We start from the raw sequence: 17,706 nt of genomic DNA, 5'->3' as shown, positions 1-17,706 counted from the left end.
AAAAGGGATATCCTCATGCTTGACGAGCTCAACCCGCGGCAGCGGGAGGCGGTGCTTGCCACCGAGGGATACGTGCTCGTGCTCGCCGGGGCGGGAAGCGGGAAGACGCGCGTCCTCACCGAGCGGATCGCCTTCCTGATCAGGGAGAAACGCATTCCGCCAGAACGCATCCTCGCCTTCACCTTCACCAACAAGGCGGCGGGGGAGATGCGCGGACGCGTCGGACGGACGCTGAAGCGCGACCTGCCATTCTGGGTGGGGACATTCCACGCGACGGGACTCCGCATCCTGCGCCGGGAGGCGCACCATATCGGATTCAGGAACAGCTTCGCCATCTATGACGAGGACGATTCAATCTCCCTCATCAAGGCCGTCCTGAAGAAGAAGGGTCTCAAGACCGACGAGTATCCGCCGTCCTCCCTTCGCGGCCGCATCTCGAGCTGGAAGAACGCCCTCGTCACGCCGGCGGCGGCGCTCGAGGCCGCCGGCGACCCGATCGAGGAGAACCAGGCACGTATCTACGAGCGATACGCCGCGGGGCTCGCGGCCTGCAACGCCTTCGATTTCGACGACCTGATCGTCAGGGTCGTCGAACTCTTCACCGCGCATCCGAAGGTCCGCCAGCGGTACGCCAGGCAATTCAAGTACGTCCTCGTCGACGAGTTCCAGGACACGAACCGCATCCAGATGGTCATGATCGACCAGCTCTCCTCGCTCCACCGCAACCTCTTCGTCGTCGGCGACGACGACCAGGCCATCTACGGCTGGCGAGGCGCCTCGATCGACAATATCCTGCAGTTCGACCGGGTCTACGAGAACACCACGACGATCAGGCTCGAGGAGAATTACCGTTCGACGAACAGCATCCTCGAGGCGGCGAACGCCGTCATCCGGCACAACGCCGGGCGGAAGGGGAAGACGCTCTGGTCGAAATGCGGCAGGGGGGAGCCGGTCGAGATCCGCTACGACGACGACGAGGAGGGGGAGGCGTACGCGGTGCGCGAGACGATCCTTTCGCTGATCCGCGGCGGTTGCCGTCGCGACGAGATCGCCGTTCTCTACCGGACCCACGCGCAGTCCCGCGCCATCGAGAACGCCCTGCGCCGGGGCGGCCTGCCCTACCAGATCATCGGCGGCGTCCGTTTCTACGAACGGAAGGAGATCAAGGATCTCCTCGGCTATCTCAAGCTCGTCGCGAACCCGGACGACGACGTCAATTTCCGCCGGGTCGTGAACGTCCCGCGGCGCGGCATCGGGCAGGTGACGATGGATCGGATCGAGCGCGAGGCGGCGGGACGGAGTCTTCTCGACACGATCACCGATCCGGAGACCCTCGATCGCTTTCCGCGGGGACAGCGCGACCGCGTGACGATCTTCGCCGCCCTGATGGCGAAGCTCAGGCTCGTCGCGGCGAGAGGAACCGCTCACGACGTGCTCGACGCCGCCATCGAGGAATCGGGGTACATCGACCATCTCATGGAGGATCCGAAGACGGCGCAGATTCGCCAGGAGAACGTCGACGAACTCCGCGTCGAGACCCGCCGTTTCGCGGACGCGTCGGAAAACAAATCGCTTTCCGCCTTTCTCGAGGAGATCGCCCTCTTCAGCGACGTCGATGCGCTGCGGGGCGAGGAGACGGTGGCCTTGATGACCCTGCACAACTCCAAGGGGCTCGAGTACCGCGCCATCCTCGTTACGGGGCTCGACGAGGGGCTGTTGCCGCACTTCGCCAGCAGCGACGACGACGACGAGCTCGAGGAGGAGCGGCGGCTCTTCTACGTCGGGATGACCCGGGCCAGGGAACGGCTCTTCCTCTTTTCCGCCTCGAACCGGATGCGGTACGGATCGTGGACCGACAATGCGCCATCGCGCTTCCTTCGGGAGATACCGGCGTCGCTCTGCCGTGTCACCGGGTTGTCGCGAGGCGCCGCCGATTCCGCAGATCTCTTCCGCGCCGTCGACGAGGTGCCGGCGCCCGAGGCCCCGGCTCCCGGGGAGCCGGCGGTCTCCCGGTCGCGATACCGGGAGGGGCGGGACGTCTGGCATCCCACATACGGCAAGGGCACGATCACGAAGGTGGAGGGGGCCGGAGCGGATCTCAAACTGACCGTCCGGTTCGTCGGCTACGGCTCGAAGAAATTCCTCGCGAACTACGCAAACTTCCGGTTCACTCCCTGAACAAATCGGGAGGAGCCCCGTTTTCCCGTCGGCCGGTTCCGCGTTCGAGGTCGAAGAAGGGCGCCGGCTCGAATCCGAACGCGCGCGCGACGATGATTTCGGGGAAGGTGTCGAGCGCCGTATTGTACTTCATGACGACGTCGTTGTAGAACATCCTCGAGAATCCGATCCGGTCCTCCATGCCGGCGAGCTCCTCCTGGAGGCGGATGAAACGGTCGTTCGCCTTCAGTCCGGGATACGCCTCGGCGAGAAGGAGCATCGAGTCGATCGCTCCGCCGAGCGCGTTCTCGGCGGCCGCGCGGCCCGCCGCGGACGACGCCTTCGAGACGAACGACCGCGCCTCGGCCACACGCTCGAAGGCCGCGCGTTCGTGCGACGCGTACCCGCGGACCGTGTCGACGAGCATCGGCACGAGGTCGTGGCGCCGCCGCAGCTCGATGTCGATCTGCGTTCTTCCGTTCTCCGCGCGGTTCATCATGACGACGAACCGGTTGTACACGATGGCGACCCACAAGGCCGCCGCGATGATGACGAACGCGAGTATGCCGGTCGGTCCGATCATGCGCTCTCCGTCAACCGGCGCCGCTGCAGCCGCCGCCGCCACCACCGCCGCCGCCGCCGCTGAATCCGCCGCCGGTCGACGTCGACGTCGACAGGGCCGAGGAAAGGGACTGGAGGCTCGCGAAGGTCGTCGCGATCCCCTCGAATGACGCGAACTGGGCGCCGGGGGCGCCGGAAGCCGTTGCGGGATGGAACCAGACGGCGGGCTGGATGGGGGCGCGCATCTCGGTGGCGAGATCGCGGAGATTGTCGAGCAGCTTGTCGGAGACGCCGAGAGCGGTCGCGTACACGAGGTAGCGTTCCCACAGGGGAAGCATGTCGGCGCCGGCCTCCTTCATCGCCGAGAAATCGCCCATGAACCTGCGGAAGGCCTTCCACCGCTTCTCCTCCAGCGCTCCCTCGGGCGTCCACCGGGCGAGGGGGATCGAGAGGAGGGGGCCGAGGATGCCGATCGCGATGCCGATCGCGATCAGCGCCGGATGGCGCATGACGGCGAAGAAGAGCGAGATGTCGATGGCGGCGAATGCGAGCGCGATCGCGACGAACCAGCCGCGCATCCTCGCGCTGCGCCGGTCGTCGAGCTGGAAGTGCCGTCGTTCGAAATGCCGCCGGAGCTCCTTCGCGCGAGGCTCGAGGAAGGAAAGGAACGCCGTCTTCCCGCCGCGCGTCTTCTTCGCCCATTTCCGTATGTCATCGTTCGTCGCCGCTGCGCCGTCGCCGGCCTCGAGGATGACGATGCGGAGAACGTCCTCCTCGAAGGGCACGAGCGCCCGTTCGCCGCGTTCCGGCTCGACGGCGCCGCCGTGGAGAAGGGCCCTTCCCTTTTCCGTCGCAACGTAACGAAGGCCGTCGTGCGAGAAGATGAATTTCTTTTCGCGCGTCTCCTCGATCACGAGATATCCGAGGCGCGCGCACTCGAGGACCGCCGCGGTGAAGGATTTGTGGAATTCGCTCGTCTGGACTCCTCCCTGCGTCAGGATCGTCGGCACATAGACGGCGGGTATGTCCCTCGGCGGTTCCCGCTCGTAGACGCGATCGTACGGAACGGCCGGCTCGCGTCCGAAACGCGCGAAGAAGACGACATAGAGGATCATGAAGGCGATGAGGGTGGCGGCGCCCACGAAGAGGCCGGCGAGCTGCGCCCGGAGGCGGCGGCGCTGCGCATCGACGATCCTCGTCTCGTCGGCGAGGAGGTCCTCGAGGGAATGGCCTTCGAGGAGAGGGGAGTCGAAGAAGATCGCCGGATCGAGGAGGACACGGACCTCGACATGCCCCCGCCGGCCGATCCTGGTCTGCTCGATCCTCGCCTCCGAGAAGTCGTCGAGGAAATCGAGCGTGCCCGGGCGGGCGGGGCTGTGGACGAAGACCTTGAAGAGATCCGGGCTCGGCGAGGGCGCGTGGATCGCGATCCGCACGCGGTCGATCGAGGCGTGCCGGTCCTCGATCACCTTCCAGTAGAACTGGGCCGCGTCGCCGTAGCGCTGGACGGCGCCGAAGATGCGGTACCTGATACGGAACCGCTTCGTCTCGTCACGCGCGCTGTACTCCCAGCGGATGCGTTCCGCGCCGGCCGTGCGGCTCTTCACCGTCGGGAGCCGCTCGCCCGAATCGGCGTCCTCGACCCCGGTGAAATCGATGCCGTACGAGCCGTAGTCCCCCTCCGTCTCCCTCTCGATGAACGCATGGGAGAAGGAGCCGTGAAAGCGGAAGGAGCGGATCTCCTCGACCTCGGCGCTTCCGTCGGGCAACAGACGGATCGAGATGTCGATCACAGGATGCCGGTAGCTCTTGTCGTCGTCCGCGAGCGCCCGGCCGGGGCAACAGACGGCCAGGAGGGCCGCGATCAGCACGGCATGGAATGCGCCCATCCCGCCGCGTAACCGGAACGCCCCCTCATGCGCACTCATCATGAAATACCTCCTCGTGCGGATGGTACGGCCTGGCGGCGGTCCGGTCAATTCGAAGTTCGCCTCCGCGCGCCGATCGTTTTCGCGAATACTACCGCCGACGGACGCGTCGTATTCAAGCGAAAGCGCGGGAAACGAAGCGGTCTGGCCGCCGTTGACACGGCGGGGCGGAATTGATACCCTGACGTGTTTCCGTCGGCGTTTGCCGGCGGGGCGGAAGGGAGCAAGCGGTGGCTTTCAGCGACGACGATCTCCGGCACATCGAGAAGCTGGCGAGCATCAGGCTGGATGCGGACAGCCGCGAACGCCTTCGGGGGCAGCTCGAACGGATCATCGGTTTCGTGCGGCGGCTCGAGGAGGTCGACGCGACAGACTGGGAACCCCGTGCCCACGTCGGTCGATTCAGGCCGGATCTCCGCACGGACGCCGTCGAACCGTGCCTGAGCCGCGACGAGGTTCTCGCCGCCGCCCCGGAGCGGGAAGCGGGATTCTTCCGCGTTCCACCCGTGATCGGGTCGGAGGAGCCATGAAGGGCGGGAAACCGGACGGCCTGACCGGTCTCACGATCGAGCAACTCGGCGAGGGATATCAGCGCGGAGACTTCTCCCCGACCGACGTCGTTTGCGCGTACCTCGCGAGAATCGAACAGACAGACGGCGTCATCGGGGCCTTTCTCTCCGTCCTCGGCGAGCATGCGCTCGGGGAAGCCTCGGCGCTGGAGAGGGGCGGTTACGACGGCCGGCCGCTCTGGGGCGTTCCCGTGGCGGTGAAGGACAACATCTGCACGCGGGGGCTTCCGACCACGGCGGCGTCGCGCATCCTCGAAGGATACCGTCCTCCCTACGACGCGACGGTCGTCGAGCGTCTCCGTGACGCGGGCGCCATCATCGTCGGCAAGACGAATCTCGACGAATTCGCGATGGGATCCTCAACCGAGAACTCGGCGTTCGGCCCGACGGGCAATCCCTGGAACCCGGCCTGTGCTCCCGGCGGGTCGAGCGGCGGTTCGGCCGCGGCGGTGGCGGGGGAGATGGCGGCGATCGCCCTCGGTTCGGACACCGGCGGATCGATCAGGCAGCCGGCGAGCTTCTGCGGCGTCGTCGGGCTCAAGGGCACCTACGGCCGGGTGTCCAGGTACGGGCTGATCGCCTTCGCCAGCAGCCTCGACCAGATCGGTCCCTTCGCGCGGTCGGTGCGCGATTGCGCCATCGCCATGCAGGCGATCGGCGGGCACGATCCGCGCGACGCGACGACGATCCCGGGAGGCGCACCCGACCTGCTCTCCTCGATCGAGGAGGGGTTCGCGGGTCTCCGGGTGGGTTGTCCGGCGGCGCTCGGCGACTGGGAGATGGACGCCTGCGTCAGGGATGCCGCCCGTCGCGCCTTCGACGGCATGGAGGCGGACGGGGCGACGGTCGAGGAGGTCGTCCTCCCCGACCCGGAGGTCTCGATCGCCTGCTATTACGTGCTGGCGAACGCGGAAGCCTCGTCGAACCTCGCGCGGTACGACGGCGTGAAGTACGGCCTCCGCGTCGAGGGCAGAGACCTCGCCGGGATGTACGAGAATACACGCGGCGAGGGTTTCGGCGACGAGGTCAAACGCCGCGTGCTTCTCGGCACCTACGTCCTCTCGGCCGGCTACTACGACGCCTACTACGCCAAGGCGCAGCGGGTGAAAGCGATGATGTGCGAGAGATACGAGCGCCTGTTCGAGGATCTCGACCTGATCGCGCTTCCCACCTCGCCGACCCCCGCGTTCCGGCTCGGCGAGCGGGTAGACGACCCGATCGCGATGTATCTCTCGGATATCTTCACGACCGCGGCCAACATCGCCGGTCTTCCCGCGATCTCCGTGCCGGCGGCTCTTTCCCCGGACGGACTGCCTCTCGGGATGCAGCTCGTCGCGGCGGCCGGCCGCGAGGATCTGCTGATGAGGGGCGCCCGCGCCATGGAGCGGATCTTCCGTTTCCGGGAGACGCATCCCCGCCCGGGGGGTGATGCGTCGTGAGCTCACGGTACGAGCCCGTCATCGGCCTCGAGGTCCACGCCCAGCTCCTCACGAAGAGCAAGATCTACTGCGGTTGCCCCGTCGCCTACGGCGAGGAGCCGAACACGCTGGTTTGCCCCGTCTGTCTCGGGCTTCCCGGCTCTCTTCCGGTCCTCAACGAGCGCGCCGTCGAGATGGCCGTGAAAACGGGACTCGCAATGGGGTGTTCGATCGCGCCGGAAAGCGTCTTCTCGCGGAAGAACTACTTCTACCCGGATGCGCCTCGCAACTACCAGATATCGATGTACGACCGGCCGCTCTGCGGTGAAGGGCGGCTCGAGTTCGAGTTCGAGGGCGAAAGACGGGTCGTTTGCATCGAGCGGATCCACCTCGAGGACGACGCGGGCAAGCTCGTCCACGTGGAGGGCGGCGGAAGCCTCGTCGATTTCAACCGTTGCGGCGTGCCACTGATAGAGATCGTGAGCGGTCCCGACATGCGATCGCCGGGGGAGGCGGCAGCCTACCTGACGATGCTGCGCCGGCTTCTCCGGTGGCTCGGCGTCTGCGACGGCAACATGGAAGAGGGATCCCTGCGCTGCGACGTCAACATCTCGATACGGCCGGAAGGATCGACGACCCTGGGGACGCGGACCGAGATCAAGAACCTGAACTCCATCAAGGCGGTCGAGATGGGCATCCGCTGGGAGATGGAGCGGCAGCGACGTGTGCTCGAGGGCGGGGGAGAGATCATCCAGGTGACAAACCTGTGGGACGCGGCGAAGAAGCGGCTCGTCACGATGAGACGCAAGGAATACGCGCACGACTACCGGTATTTCCCCGAACCTGATCTGCTCCCGCTGACGGTGGAAGCCGGACGGGTGAAGGTGATCGGCGAGAAACTTCCCGAACTGCCCCTCGACCGGGAGAAGCGCTTCAGGGACGAGTACGGCCTTTCGGCTTACGACGTGGCGGTTCTCTGCGCCGAGCGGGGCGTCTCGGACTACTTCGAGGAGACGGCCGCTCTCGCCGGCGACGCGAAGACCGTCTCGAACTGGATCATGCGAGAGGTGCTCGGCGAGATGAAGAACACCGGCGGTTGTATCGAGGAGTTTCCCCTCACGCCCCCGATGCTCGCGGGGCTGCTCGAACTCGTCGCGCGGGGGGCGATCAGCGGCAGTGCGGGGACGGACGTCTTCCGGGAGATGATCCGGACGGGAGACGACGCCGGAGCGGTCGTCGAGCAACTCGGCCTCGAGCAGATCAGCGGCGAGGAGGATCTGGCCAGGATCGTCGACGAGACGATCGCCGCGCACCCGGAAGAGGCCGCGAGATGCCGCGAGGGGCGAACGCAACTCATCGGGTTCTTCGTCGGCCAGGTGATGAAGAGGAGCCGGGGCAAGGCCAACCCGAAGCTCACCGGCGAGATCATACGGAAAAAACTCGAGGGCTAGTCGCGCAGGAGCCCGACGATCGTCGCGGTCGCGGCGATGACAAGGAACGCGGAAAGCCCGACCGTCCAGGCGACGAGTTCGACCGGGCCGATCGAGCCGAGCCATCCCGTCGCCGAATCGATCCCTCCGACGAGAGCGGCGAAGACCCGCGTGCCGAAGAGATGCATCCGGCCGAGCGCCGACGCGACCGATCCCCCGCCGATACGGAAGATGACTGCCGCGAGGACCATCAGGAAACTCGACATGGCGGGCACGCTGAAGATGCGGTCGAAGAGGGGCGTCCACCGCTTCCGGCGCAGCGCCGGGGCGAGCGCGGCGATCGTCCGGGAGGCGGGGGGCACTTCGTTCCGCCTGGCGAGGAGCGCTTCCTCGATCGCCAGCCATGCCGCGAGCGACTCCCGGCAGGCGGCGCAGGAAGCGGCGTGACGCTCGACCTCGGCGGCCTCCTCGCGCCCGAGGTCTCCCGCGGCGAGGGCCGCGAGCAGGGCTTCGGCTTCGTGGCAGTTCATGTCTGTTTTCCTGATCTTCCGGGTGATTCGTCGACCATCATTCGCCTCAGCGCGGTCTTGCCGCGGTGAATATACGTCTTCACGGTGCCCACGGGCAACTCCATGATATCGGCGATCTCGGCGTAGGAGCGTTCGCCCATGTAGCGGAGCTCGATCGCCGTCCGCCAGCGCTCCTCGATCCGGGCCAGGAAGCGTTCGAGGCCGGCCGCGGTTTCCGCCCGTCCGACGGCGCGGTCGGGTCGTTCGCCGGGATCCTCGATTCGCTCGACAATCTCGATCGGAAGGGTCTCGTGGACCTTCCGGGAGACGGCGTTGAGCGCCTCGTTCCTCGCGATGCGGTAGATCCAGGTCGAGAGCCTCGATCCGCCGCGGAAGGAGGGCAGGCCCCGGTAGACCTTGATGAAGACCTCCTGGACCGTATCCTCGACGTCCAGCCGGTCTCCCATGACGGCGCGCACCGACGCCCAGACGAGGGAGTGATGCTCCTCGATGATTTCTTCGAACGCCCGTCCATCGCCGTTCGCCGCCCGTTTCACGAGTCCGGGGTCGAGATCCCCACGCACGCTCAGCTCCTTCACAAGGGTTTGACAGGACGGAGGGCCGGCGGGTTTCAGCGAATCCCGCCGGGAGCCATTAGACCAGCATGTTCTCCCGGCACTCAAGAAAAAAGGGGACGCCGCTGAAACCGATCGGGGCCGGGGGGTGTCATACCGGGTGAATCACGGGAGAGGCAGCGACGCCGGCGGCGGTCCGGCGGAGAAAAGGAGAAGCAGGATGTTCGAAATAAATCCCGATGTCATCGCGGTCACCATCCCCATCATGTTCCTCATCGGCGCGGTCGCAGTCGTCATCACCGCGATCGTGACACGAGCGGGCCACAAGGAGCTTCTCCACAAGGAGCGGCTCGCGGCCATGGAGAAGGGAATCCCGATCCCCGAGGAACCGGCCAGGCTCCGCCCGCCCCGCTATCTCGCGATCCGCGCGTGGGGGCTGGTGTTTCTGTTCGTGGGGATCGCCGTGATGGTCGGCATCATCGCGGAGGCGGGAATCCGCCACGGCCTCTGGGGCCTCATCCCCACGGCGATGGGCGCGGCGCTGCTCCTCTCGGCGCAGCTGGAACGCTCCGAGACCGGCGACAGGTAATCCCGGGCCCCGGCCCGGTCCGCGGCAGGCGGCGCGGCGCATGCCGCGCCGTTTGCCTTTTGACGTCCGTGTCCTCCGGGTGTACGATCGCCGAGGCGGCCGTCAACCGGGGGAGACATGAGGCCATCCGTCCTGTTGTTCCTGGTTCTTTTCATGCCGGCGTGCGGGTTCGTTCATTTCGCCGACGGATCCGGTGACGCGTCCCCGCGGGCCTCCGACGATCCCCGGAGCCCGGCGGTCGTCTTCCGTTCGCACGGCGAACCGGTTCTCTGGGCCCGTTTCTCCCCGACGGACAACACGATCCTCTCCTCCTCCTCCCCCGACGGGAAGGACCGATCGAGCCAGTTCGTCTGGAACGGCGCCTCGGGAGCCGTCGTCGGCGGATTCGCCAACGAGGAGTTCGTCGATCTCGCCGGCGCCTGGGCGAACGACGGACGCCGGGCCGCGATCGGGGAGCGGGCCCTCCACGTGATCGACATACCGGCGAACAGGAACCTCCATACCTTTCCGGCGGACGTCTACGAGGCGCTCCGCGTCCTCGACATCGACCAGACGATGCCGGTCGTGAACTATCTCGTCGAGACGAAATTCCACTATCTCACCGCCGTCGCCTTCTCGCCGGACGACCGCTACATCGCGGCGGGCCAGGCGAACGGCCTCGTGCGCGTCTGGTCGATGGAGAACCGCGCCCTTCTCGCCGTGCTCCTGGCGAGCAGGGTCCTCGGCGAGATACGGGATGTCGCGTTCAGCCGCGACGGTCGTTTCCTCGCCGTCTGCCAGGACGATCGCGACATCCCGGTCTGGGGATTCCCCGACTATCGAAAACGCATGCTTGCCGGACACGGCGGATCCGTCACGGCGATCGATTTCGCGGCGGGGGGGATGCTCGCCTCCGCGTCCGAGGACGGGACGGTGCGTCTCTGGCGGTCGGATACCTGGCGGACGGTCAGGCGGATCGTCGCCCACCGCGGCGGCGTGACCGATGTCGTCTTCACCGCCGACGGGTGCTTTCTCGCGACCGGCGGCGCAAACGGGACCGTCGCCGTGTGGAACGCCTCGACCGGAGCGAATATCGCACGGTTTGCCGGACACGAGAAAGCGGTCTCGAGCGTATCCTTCAATTCGAACGCGACCCTTCTCGCGAGCGGGGCGAGGGACGGCGCCGTTCTCGTCTGGGATCTGTCCGATCTCGGGCTCTGCGGCGATCTCGCCCGCACGCCGGCCCCGCGATTCCCCGCGCGGCTCTCCGGATCGGTCTTTCTCGACGGCGCCTCCGCGGACGGCTCCTTCGCGCCGGGCTCGGCCGGCGCCGTTCTTCTCGACCTGCGGAACGACGGCGAGGGAGCGGCCTACCACATCGTCGTCATGGTCACTCCCGACGAGGGAGGCGCCGCCGTGCGTCTCGCCGCGCCCGGGATCGTCACGCAGCTCCTGCCCGGCGCGAAACGGCTCGTCGAGATTCCGCTCGTCGTCGAACCGGACGCCTCGCCGGGGACGTACTGGTGGACGATCCGCGTCCTCGAGGCGAACGGTTTCCACATCGGCCGTCCCCTCCGCGCCGTCGTCAGCGTGGGATCCCCCGTCCGCGGACCGTGACAAGGCGGCGCGCCGGCGGCCATCGCGACATCCCCCGATTTTCCTCTGGCATGCCGGCGGCTCGCATGATAACCTCCGGACGTGCAGGGAGGGGCCGCCCGGCGGCGGACCGTTTCTGCCCGGAGGACGGTATGTTTCCCGGGTGGAGGATGAAGGGAGGACGTGATGCGGAGGCATGCTTTTTTTGTGGCCGTCGCCGTACTGGCGGCCTGCGCGGCGATGCCGACGGCGGCGACGTCGCAGATCGTGATCAACGAGATCCTCGCCGATCCCGCGCGCGACTGGGACGGGGACGGCGAGTACGACTACCGCAACGACGAATGGGTCGAGATCCTGAACGCCGGCTCGGAGCCGGTCGATCTCGCGGGATACCTGATCGCGGACGGCGCGGAGGGACCGGCCTGGCGGTTCGGTCTCGCCGGCGTCCTCGAGCCGGGAGGAGTCGTCGTCGTCTACGGCAGCGACTCGAGAGCCTGGGAGGAATCGACCGGGAACGCCATCTACGGACTGTCGCTCAACAACACGGGTGACGTCGTCCGGCTGTTCCGCGTCGCAGGCGGGGACACGGTCCTCGTCGACGGCCGCGAGTACGTCGCCCGCGCGGCGGAAAACGACCGTTCCTTCGGCAGGAGGGCGGACGACCCGGGGACGTGGGTGGTGTTCGACGCCCTGAATCCCTGTCCGGCGGAAAGCGAACCCCCGGGGACCGGGTGCCTGCCGACACCGGGAGCCCCCAACCATTGCCTGACGGCGACCGACGGGGCGTCGTGGAGCCTGATAAAGCACCGGACGCGCTGATCGCCGGCAACCGCTGAATCGGTCGGTTATCCGGCCGGCGCAGCAACATCGATCGCAGCCGCCGGGCGCCCCCTGCACCCTTTTCCCTTTACCCGGCCGGCGGGGCTGTGATAGCCTCGTTCGTTGATATGACTGATTTAAACGGGGATACGGGCTCGAGAGAAAACAACTGCTGGGAGTTTCTCGGCTGTGACAAGAAGGAGTGCGCCGCCTACGGGCAGACGCACTCGCCGTGCTGGGAAGTGACGGGGCACCGGTGCCACGGACGCGTCTTCCCGCGGCTCGAGGAGAAGCTCATCCAGTGCTGCTTCAAGTGCCCCTTCTTCAAGCAGCTCAAGAAGCGGATGAAGGGCCGCCGGTGGGTCGACATCACCCTCCTGGAGACCCTCGAGGACGCGCTGATCCGTTCCTCCCGGTACTCCAACAAGGTCGAAGATCTCTACATGGAGGTGATCCGTCGCTCCAAGCTGATGAACCTCCTCGGCGAGGTGAGCAGGATCATCGCCCGCCTCGACAAGGAAGAGGATATCATCCTCGCCATCCTCACCGTCATCACCGCGCGCGAGGGGCTCGGGTTCAACAGGGCCTTCGTCTTTCTCCGGGGGCCCGAGTACGACGTCCTCCGCGGGCGCTACGCGCTGGGACCGTCCTCGCCCGAGGAGGCCGGGGCGATCTGGCGCATACTCGACAAGGACGAGGAGGCCTCGCTCGAGAAACTGGTTTCCAAGGGCCAGAAACTCCACTACCTGCGGAACAGCCCTCTCACGAAGATCACGTCGAGTCTCGCGATACCGATCGGCAGCGACGAGGGCGTGATCGTGAAGGGCATGCACGAGGTGCGGTTCATCCGGAAGGACGATCTCTCCTCCGAGGCGGACCTCGAGGTGGCCGGCATCCTCGGCCTCGAGAACTTCTGCACGTGTCCGATCGCGACGGTCGAGGACAGCCTCGGCCTGCTGATCGTCGACAACATCTTCACCGGCCAGGAGATCACCGCCGAGGACGCGCACCTGCTCGAGCTGGTGGTCAGTCACGCGACCACGTCGCTCCGGGCGGCGCAGCTCAAGGAATCGCTCACGAAGAACGTCGAGAGCCTGAAGGCGACCTACCGGAAGCTCAAGGCGAACGAGGAACGGATGATGAAAGCCGAGCGGCTCGCGATCTCCGGGGAGCTGACCTCCTCGGTGATCCACGAGATACGCAACCCGCTCGTCTCCATCGGCGGATTCGCGCGCAACCTGCAGCATTCGTCGACTCTCTCGGGGGCGGATCGCGACAAGCTCGACATCATCATCAACGAGGCGCTTCGCCTCGAGCAGTACCTCGAGAATCTCCAGTCGCGGGTGAGCAAGCTCAAGCTCGAGAAGAGCGACATCAACCGCGTCATCGAGGACAACATCGCGCTCATACAGAACGACCTCGAGGAACGGGGGATCGTGCTCCTCAAGAGCCTCTCGCCCTCCTTGCCACGCGCCATGATCGACGTCGTCAAGATGCACGAGGTCTTTCTCAATCTCCTGCAGAACTCCATCGAGGCCATCGAGGGCGGCGGAACGGTCCGCGTGAAAACCTGGGCCGTCGAGGACCGGATCTTCATAGAGATCACGGACACCGGCGTCGGCATACCCGATGCCGAGATGGCGAGGATATTCACGCCGTTCTTCACGACGAAGGAGAACGGTTCGGGGCTCGGACTCGCGTTCGCCCACCGGATCATCAAGGACCACGGGGGATCCATCACGGTATCGAGCGGGGAGGGCGAGGGCGCGACGTTTCTCGTCAGCCTTCCGTACGTACGCGTGCCGAGCGAGGTCTGACGTTCGGCGGTGCGCACGTATTGATCCGGCATGTATTTACAGAGTAGCAGGTTGCAGGAATAATATGCTGTCGTTTCGAGATGGCGACGGGGGGGAACGATGAAGGATCGGCGGGGTACGGTGCAGTTGTACACGGGTGACGGGAAGGGGAAGACGACCGCGGCGATCGGGCTCGCGATGCGCGCCGCCGGGCACAACTGGCGGATCGTCGTCGTCCAGTTCATGAAGGGGCGGCTCTACGGCGAACTCGCGTCGGCAAAGCACGTGCCGGGCCTCGAGATCGAGCAGTACGGGCGGGACGAGTTCGTCGACCCGGACGATCCGGCCGAGATCGACCGCGAGCTCGCCGCGCGCGGCTGGGAGCGGGCCGAAGCGCTCGTACGCGAGGGAACGATCGACATGCTCGTCCTCGACGAGATCAACGTCGCCTGCTCTTTCGGCCTCGTGCCCGTGGAGAAGGTCGTCGCGCTGGCCGCGGATCGGCCGCCCTCGATGGAGCTCGTGCTCACCGGGCGGTACGCCCCGGAGGAACTGATCGGGATCGCCGACACCGTGACGGAGATGCGCGAGATCAAGCACCACTACGCTGCGGGCGTGCAGGCCCGCGAGGGGATCGAGTACTAGGATGGAACGGAACGCCGCCGTGGAGGAGCTGCTCGAACGGTTCGCGGCCGGAAAGACCGCCGCCCTCGCTCGCGCGATCTCGATCATCGAGAACGGCGGGGCGGGAGCGGAAGCGGTGATGGACGGTATCTATCCGCGGGCGAGCGGGGCCTGGCGCGTTGGATTCACCGGACCACCGGGGGCGGGGAAGAGCACCCTCGTCAACCTCATGACGAGGATCTTCCGGGCGCGCGAACGGCAGATCGGCGTCATCGCCGTCGATCCGTCGAGCCCGTTCAGCGGTGGCGCGCTCCTCGGCGATCGGGTGCGGATGCAGGACCTGGCCATCGATCCGGGCGTCTACGTCCGATCGCTGGCGAGCCGGGGTTCCCTCGGGGGGATCTCGAACTGCACGGACGAGGCGGCCGACGTGCTCGACGCCTTCGGCAAGGACCTCGTGCTGATCGAGACGGTCGGCGTCGGACAGAGCGAGCTGGAGATCGCCGAGACGGCGCACACGGTCGTCGTCGTGCTCGTCCCCGAATCGGGGGACGGCATCCAGGCGATGAAGGCCGGCCTGATGGAGATCGGCGACGTCTTCGTGATGAACAAGGCGGACCATTCCGACGCCGAGATCGCCGCGAGGGAGATCGAGACGGCGCTCCGCCTCAAGACGGTTCCCGGGGGGGGATGGCGTCCGCCCGTTCTGCTCGCCTCGGCGCGCGAGGAGCGGGGGATCGTGGAGATCGCCGATACGCTGGAAAAGCACCGTCGATGGCTCGGCGAATCGGGCCGTTTCGCGGCGAAGCGCCGCGAGATACTCTTTGCGCGTGTCAGGAACGCCCTCATGGACCGCATCACGCGGCGGCTCGACCGCGCCGCCGCCGTGCGGCGCCTGGTCGAGGAGAAGATGGACGAGGTCTATTCCGGGCGCATGTCCCCGTACCGGCTCGTGCGGCAGCTCGAGGGCCTGGTGCGGATCGACGATGCGCCGGGCGGGAGTTGATCAGTCGATGGCGAAACACGACGAGCCCCGGGAATTCGGCGAGGCGCGAAACCGGTTCGAAGAACGCTACGCGTCCTGTCACGAGGAGGAACGGGAATTCACCACCGTCTCGGGCGCCCCGGTCAAACCGCTCTATACGCCCGAGGACGTCGGCGATCTCGATTACCTGCGCGATCTGGGATTCCCCGGCGATTATCCGTTCACGCGGGGCGTCTACCCGACGATGTATCGGGGGCGGCCCTGGACGATGAGGCAGTTCGCCGGTTTCGGCACGCCGCGCGACACCAACCGCCGCTACCACTACCTGCTGGAACACGGGCAGACCGGGCTCTCGGTCGCCTTCGACATGCCCACGATCATGGGGTACGACTCGGACCATCCGCGTTCCGAGGGCGAAGTTGGACGCTGCGGCGTGGCGATCGATTCCCTCCGGGACATGGAGATCCTCTTCGACGGCATCGACCAGGGGGCGATCACGACGTCGATGACGATCAACGCCCCCGCGTCGATCCTCCTCGCCTTTTATCTCTGCGCGGGCGGGAAGAAGGGCGTTCCGTTCGAACGGATGGGAGGAACGATCCAGAACGACATCCTGAAGGAGTACATCGCGCAGAAGTCGTGGATATTCCCGCCGGAGCCGTCGCTCAGGATCATCACCGACATCCTCGCCTTCTGCGCCGATCACGTGCCGCGGTGGAACACGATCTCGATCAGCGGCTACCACATCAGGGAAGCGGGGTCGACGGCGGTGCAGGAACTCGCCTTCACTCTCGCCGACGGATTCGCCTACGTCGAGGCGGGGATCGCCGCCGGGCTCGACGTCGATCGCTTCGCGCCCCGGTTGTCGTTCTTCTTCAACGCGCACCTCGATTTCTTCGAGGAGATCGCGAAGTACCGGGCCGCGCGGCGGATCTGGGCGAGGCGCATGCGCGGGAAATACGGGGCGAAGGATCCGCGATCGTGGCTGCTCAGGTTCCACACGCAGACGGCCGGGTGCACGCTGACGGCCCAGCAGCCCGAGAACAACATCGTGCGGACCGCCTTCCAGGCCCTCTCGGCGGTGCTCGGCGGCACGCAGAGCCTGCACACGAACTCGATGGACGAGACTTTGGCCCTCCCGAGCGAGAAGGCCGTGCGGATCGCCCTGCGGACGCAGCAGCTGATCGCCGACGAGACCGGGGTGACGAATACGGCTGATCCCCTGGCGGGCAGCTATTTCATCGAATCCAGGACGGCGGAGATGGAGGCGCAAGCGGAGGAGTATTTCGAACGGATCGACGCGATGGGAGGGGTGGTCAGGGCGATCGAGCAGGGCTTCTTCCAGCGGGAGATCGGCAGGGCCGCCTACGAGTACCAGATCGCGGTCGAGGAGAAACGCAAGACGATCGTCGGCCTGAACCGTTACGTCCTCGACGACGAGAAGATCGAGATCCCCCTCCTGAGGATCGATCACCAGGTCGAGCGGGACCAGCGCCGGAGCGTCCGTCTCGTCAGGGAGCAGCGCGACAACGACGGCGCCGCGCGGGCTCTCGGGAAACTCCGCGAGGGAGCCGCGTCGAACGACAATCTCATGCCCCTCATCATCGAGTGCGCGAAGGCCTACTGCACGGAGGGGGAGATCATCGCCGAGCTGAAAAGTGTGTTCGGGGAATACAAGGAGCCGCCGGTCTTCTAGGCGGCGCTCACGGGAGGAACGGGAATGGAGAGAAAGATCAGGGTCCTCGTCGCGAAACCCGGACTCGACGGGCACGACCGCGGGGCCAAGGTCGTCGCGAACGCGCTCAGGGACGCCGGCATGGAGATCATCTACACCGGGCTGCACCAGACGCCCGAGATGATCGCCGAGGCCGCCGTCCAGGAGGATGTCGATTTCGTGGGCCTGAGCATCCTGTCCGGCGCCCACATGACGATGTTTCCGCGCGTCATGGAGCTTCTCGCCGAGAAGGGCGCCGATCACGTGAAGGTGTTCGGCGGCGGGATCATCCCCGAGGAGGACATCGAGGAACTCGAGAAGCAGGGGGTCGTCAAGGTGTTCGGTCCGGGGACCGATACCCGGGAGATCGCCGCATTCATCAGGAAGACGTTCGAGGAAACGACGGGCGCATGACAATCGGTTCGCCGGCGGGCGCACGGCGCTTGGACGGCGGCCG

General features: G+C 66.5%; 16 protein-coding genes. 12 read left to right on the top strand and 4 right to left on the bottom strand.

Annotation, left to right across the window (positions count from 1 at the left end; genetic code table 11):
- The first annotated feature begins 15 nt into the window (after positions 1-15).
- Positions 16-2,178 (top strand): UvrD-helicase domain-containing protein, encoded by a 2,163-nt coding sequence (locus tag JW876_09445; protein ID MBN1885728.1) that lies wholly within the window; start codon positions 16-18, stop codon positions 2,176-2,178.
- On the opposite strand, the gene JW876_09440 is transcribed toward JW876_09445, so the two are convergent.
- Together JW876_09440 and JW876_09435 are read right to left on the bottom strand one after the other, a co-directional pair.
- Positions 2,168-2,740 (bottom strand): LemA family protein, encoded by a 573-nt coding sequence (locus JW876_09440; protein ID MBN1885727.1) that lies wholly within the window; start codon positions 2,738-2,740, stop codon positions 2,168-2,170. The genes JW876_09445 and JW876_09440 overlap by 11 nt on opposite strands.
- Before the next feature lie 10 nt (positions 2,741-2,750).
- Positions 2,751-4,649, bottom strand: coding sequence for a DUF2207 domain-containing protein (locus tag JW876_09435; protein MBN1885726.1), 1,899 nt, complete (start codon positions 4,647-4,649; stop codon positions 2,751-2,753).
- A gap of 227 nt (positions 4,650-4,876) precedes the next feature.
- On the opposite strand from JW876_09435, the gene gatC reads away from it, so the two are divergent.
- Genes gatC through gatB form a run of 3 tightly spaced genes read left to right on the top strand, consistent with a single transcriptional unit; the run spans position 4,877 to position 8,084 of the window.
- Complete coding sequence (gene gatC, locus JW876_09430; protein MBN1885725.1) at positions 4,877-5,176, top strand: Asp-tRNA(Asn)/Glu-tRNA(Gln) amidotransferase subunit GatC; 300 nt, start codon at positions 4,877-4,879, stop codon at positions 5,174-5,176.
- A complete protein-coding gene (gene gatA / locus JW876_09425; protein MBN1885724.1) occupies positions 5,173-6,654 on the top strand; it encodes an Asp-tRNA(Asn)/Glu-tRNA(Gln) amidotransferase subunit GatA in 1,482 nt (493 codons plus the stop codon). The genes gatC and gatA overlap by 4 nt, the downstream gene beginning before the upstream one ends.
- Positions 6,651-8,084 (top strand): Asp-tRNA(Asn)/Glu-tRNA(Gln) amidotransferase subunit GatB, encoded by a 1,434-nt coding sequence (gene gatB, locus JW876_09420; GenBank protein ID MBN1885723.1) that lies wholly within the window; start codon positions 6,651-6,653, stop codon positions 8,082-8,084. The genes gatA and gatB overlap by 4 nt, the downstream gene beginning before the upstream one ends.
- On the opposite strand, the gene JW876_09415 is transcribed toward gatB, so the two are convergent.
- Together JW876_09415 and JW876_09410 are read right to left on the bottom strand one after the other, a co-directional pair.
- Positions 8,081-8,593, bottom strand: a complete 513-nt coding sequence (locus JW876_09415; protein MBN1885722.1) for a zf-HC2 domain-containing protein — start codon at positions 8,591-8,593, stop codon at positions 8,081-8,083. The genes gatB and JW876_09415 overlap by 4 nt on opposite strands.
- Positions 8,590-9,156 (bottom strand): RNA polymerase sigma factor, encoded by a 567-nt coding sequence (locus tag JW876_09410; GenBank protein MBN1885721.1) that lies wholly within the window; start codon positions 9,154-9,156, stop codon positions 8,590-8,592. Before JW876_09410 ends, JW876_09415 begins: the two co-directional genes overlap by 4 nt.
- A gap of 211 nt (positions 9,157-9,367) precedes the next feature.
- Between JW876_09410 and JW876_09405 the strand changes: the two genes are divergently transcribed.
- From JW876_09405 to JW876_09370, 8 genes are all read left to right on the top strand, one after another.
- Positions 9,368-9,736 carry a hypothetical protein gene (locus JW876_09405; protein ID MBN1885720.1) on the top strand — a complete coding sequence of 123 codons (369 nt, stop codon included), beginning with the start codon at positions 9,368-9,370 and terminating at the stop codon, positions 9,734-9,736.
- Between the two features lie 117 nt (positions 9,737-9,853).
- Positions 9,854-11,332, top strand: coding sequence for a WD40 repeat domain-containing protein (locus JW876_09400; protein MBN1885719.1), 1,479 nt, complete (start codon positions 9,854-9,856; stop codon positions 11,330-11,332).
- 165 nt (positions 11,333-11,497) lie between these two features.
- Positions 11,498-12,130 (top strand): lamin tail domain-containing protein, encoded by a 633-nt coding sequence (locus JW876_09395; GenBank protein ID MBN1885718.1) that lies wholly within the window; start codon positions 11,498-11,500, stop codon positions 12,128-12,130.
- Between the two features lie 128 nt (positions 12,131-12,258).
- On the top strand, positions 12,259-13,947 hold the full coding sequence (locus JW876_09390; GenBank protein MBN1885717.1) for a hypothetical protein: 1,689 nt from the start codon (positions 12,259-12,261) through the stop codon (positions 13,945-13,947).
- A gap of 99 nt (positions 13,948-14,046) precedes the next feature.
- Positions 14,047-14,571 (top strand): cob(I)yrinic acid a,c-diamide adenosyltransferase, encoded by a 525-nt coding sequence (locus JW876_09385; GenBank protein MBN1885716.1) that lies wholly within the window; start codon positions 14,047-14,049, stop codon positions 14,569-14,571.
- A 1-nt stretch (position 14,572) separates the two neighbouring features.
- Positions 14,573-15,556, top strand: a complete 984-nt coding sequence (meaB, locus tag JW876_09380) for a methylmalonyl Co-A mutase-associated GTPase MeaB (protein MBN1885715.1) — start codon at positions 14,573-14,575, stop codon at positions 15,554-15,556.
- Between the two features lie 7 nt (positions 15,557-15,563).
- Entirely contained in the window at positions 15,564-17,231 is a 1,668-nt protein-coding gene (locus tag JW876_09375) for a methylmalonyl-CoA mutase family protein (GenBank protein ID MBN1885714.1), read from the top strand.
- A gap of 24 nt (positions 17,232-17,255) precedes the next feature.
- Positions 17,256-17,663, top strand: coding sequence for a cobalamin B12-binding domain-containing protein (locus JW876_09370; protein ID MBN1885713.1), 408 nt, complete (start codon positions 17,256-17,258; stop codon positions 17,661-17,663).
- The last annotated feature ends 43 nt before the right edge of the window (positions 17,664-17,706 follow it).

It is taken from the genome of Candidatus Krumholzibacteriota bacterium (assembly GCA_016931295.1).
Classification (GTDB): Bacteria; Krumholzibacteriota; Krumholzibacteriia; order Krumholzibacteriales; family Krumholzibacteriaceae; genus JAFGEZ01.
This window is presented reverse-complemented; position numbering and strand designations above follow the sequence as displayed.

Coding starts and splice junctions, on each gene's coding strand:
- JW876_09445 (MBN1885728.1), top strand. CDS start 16: ATGCTTGACGAGCTCAACCCGCGGCAGCGGGAGGCGGTGCTTGCCACC.
- JW876_09440 (MBN1885727.1), bottom strand. CDS start 2,740: ATGATCGGACCGACCGGCATACTCGCGTTCGTCATCATCGCGGCGGCC.
- JW876_09435 (MBN1885726.1), bottom strand. CDS start 4,649: ATGATGAGTGCGCATGAGGGGGCGTTCCGGTTACGCGGCGGGATGGGC.
- gatA (MBN1885724.1), top strand. CDS start 5,173: ATGAAGGGCGGGAAACCGGACGGCCTGACCGGTCTCACGATCGAGCAA.
- JW876_09415 (MBN1885722.1), bottom strand. CDS start 8,593: ATGAACTGCCACGAAGCCGAAGCCCTGCTCGCGGCCCTCGCCGCGGGA.
- JW876_09405 (MBN1885720.1), top strand. CDS start 9,368: ATGTTCGAAATAAATCCCGATGTCATCGCGGTCACCATCCCCATCATG.
- JW876_09400 (MBN1885719.1), top strand. CDS start 9,854: ATGAGGCCATCCGTCCTGTTGTTCCTGGTTCTTTTCATGCCGGCGTGC.
- JW876_09395 (MBN1885718.1), top strand. CDS start 11,498: ATGCGGAGGCATGCTTTTTTTGTGGCCGTCGCCGTACTGGCGGCCTGC.
- JW876_09390 (MBN1885717.1), top strand. CDS start 12,259: ATGACTGATTTAAACGGGGATACGGGCTCGAGAGAAAACAACTGCTGG.
- JW876_09385 (MBN1885716.1), top strand. CDS start 14,047: ATGAAGGATCGGCGGGGTACGGTGCAGTTGTACACGGGTGACGGGAAG.
- meaB (MBN1885715.1), top strand. CDS start 14,573: ATGGAACGGAACGCCGCCGTGGAGGAGCTGCTCGAACGGTTCGCGGCC.
- JW876_09375 (MBN1885714.1), top strand. CDS start 15,564: ATGGCGAAACACGACGAGCCCCGGGAATTCGGCGAGGCGCGAAACCGG.
- JW876_09370 (MBN1885713.1), top strand. CDS start 17,256: ATGGAGAGAAAGATCAGGGTCCTCGTCGCGAAACCCGGACTCGACGGG.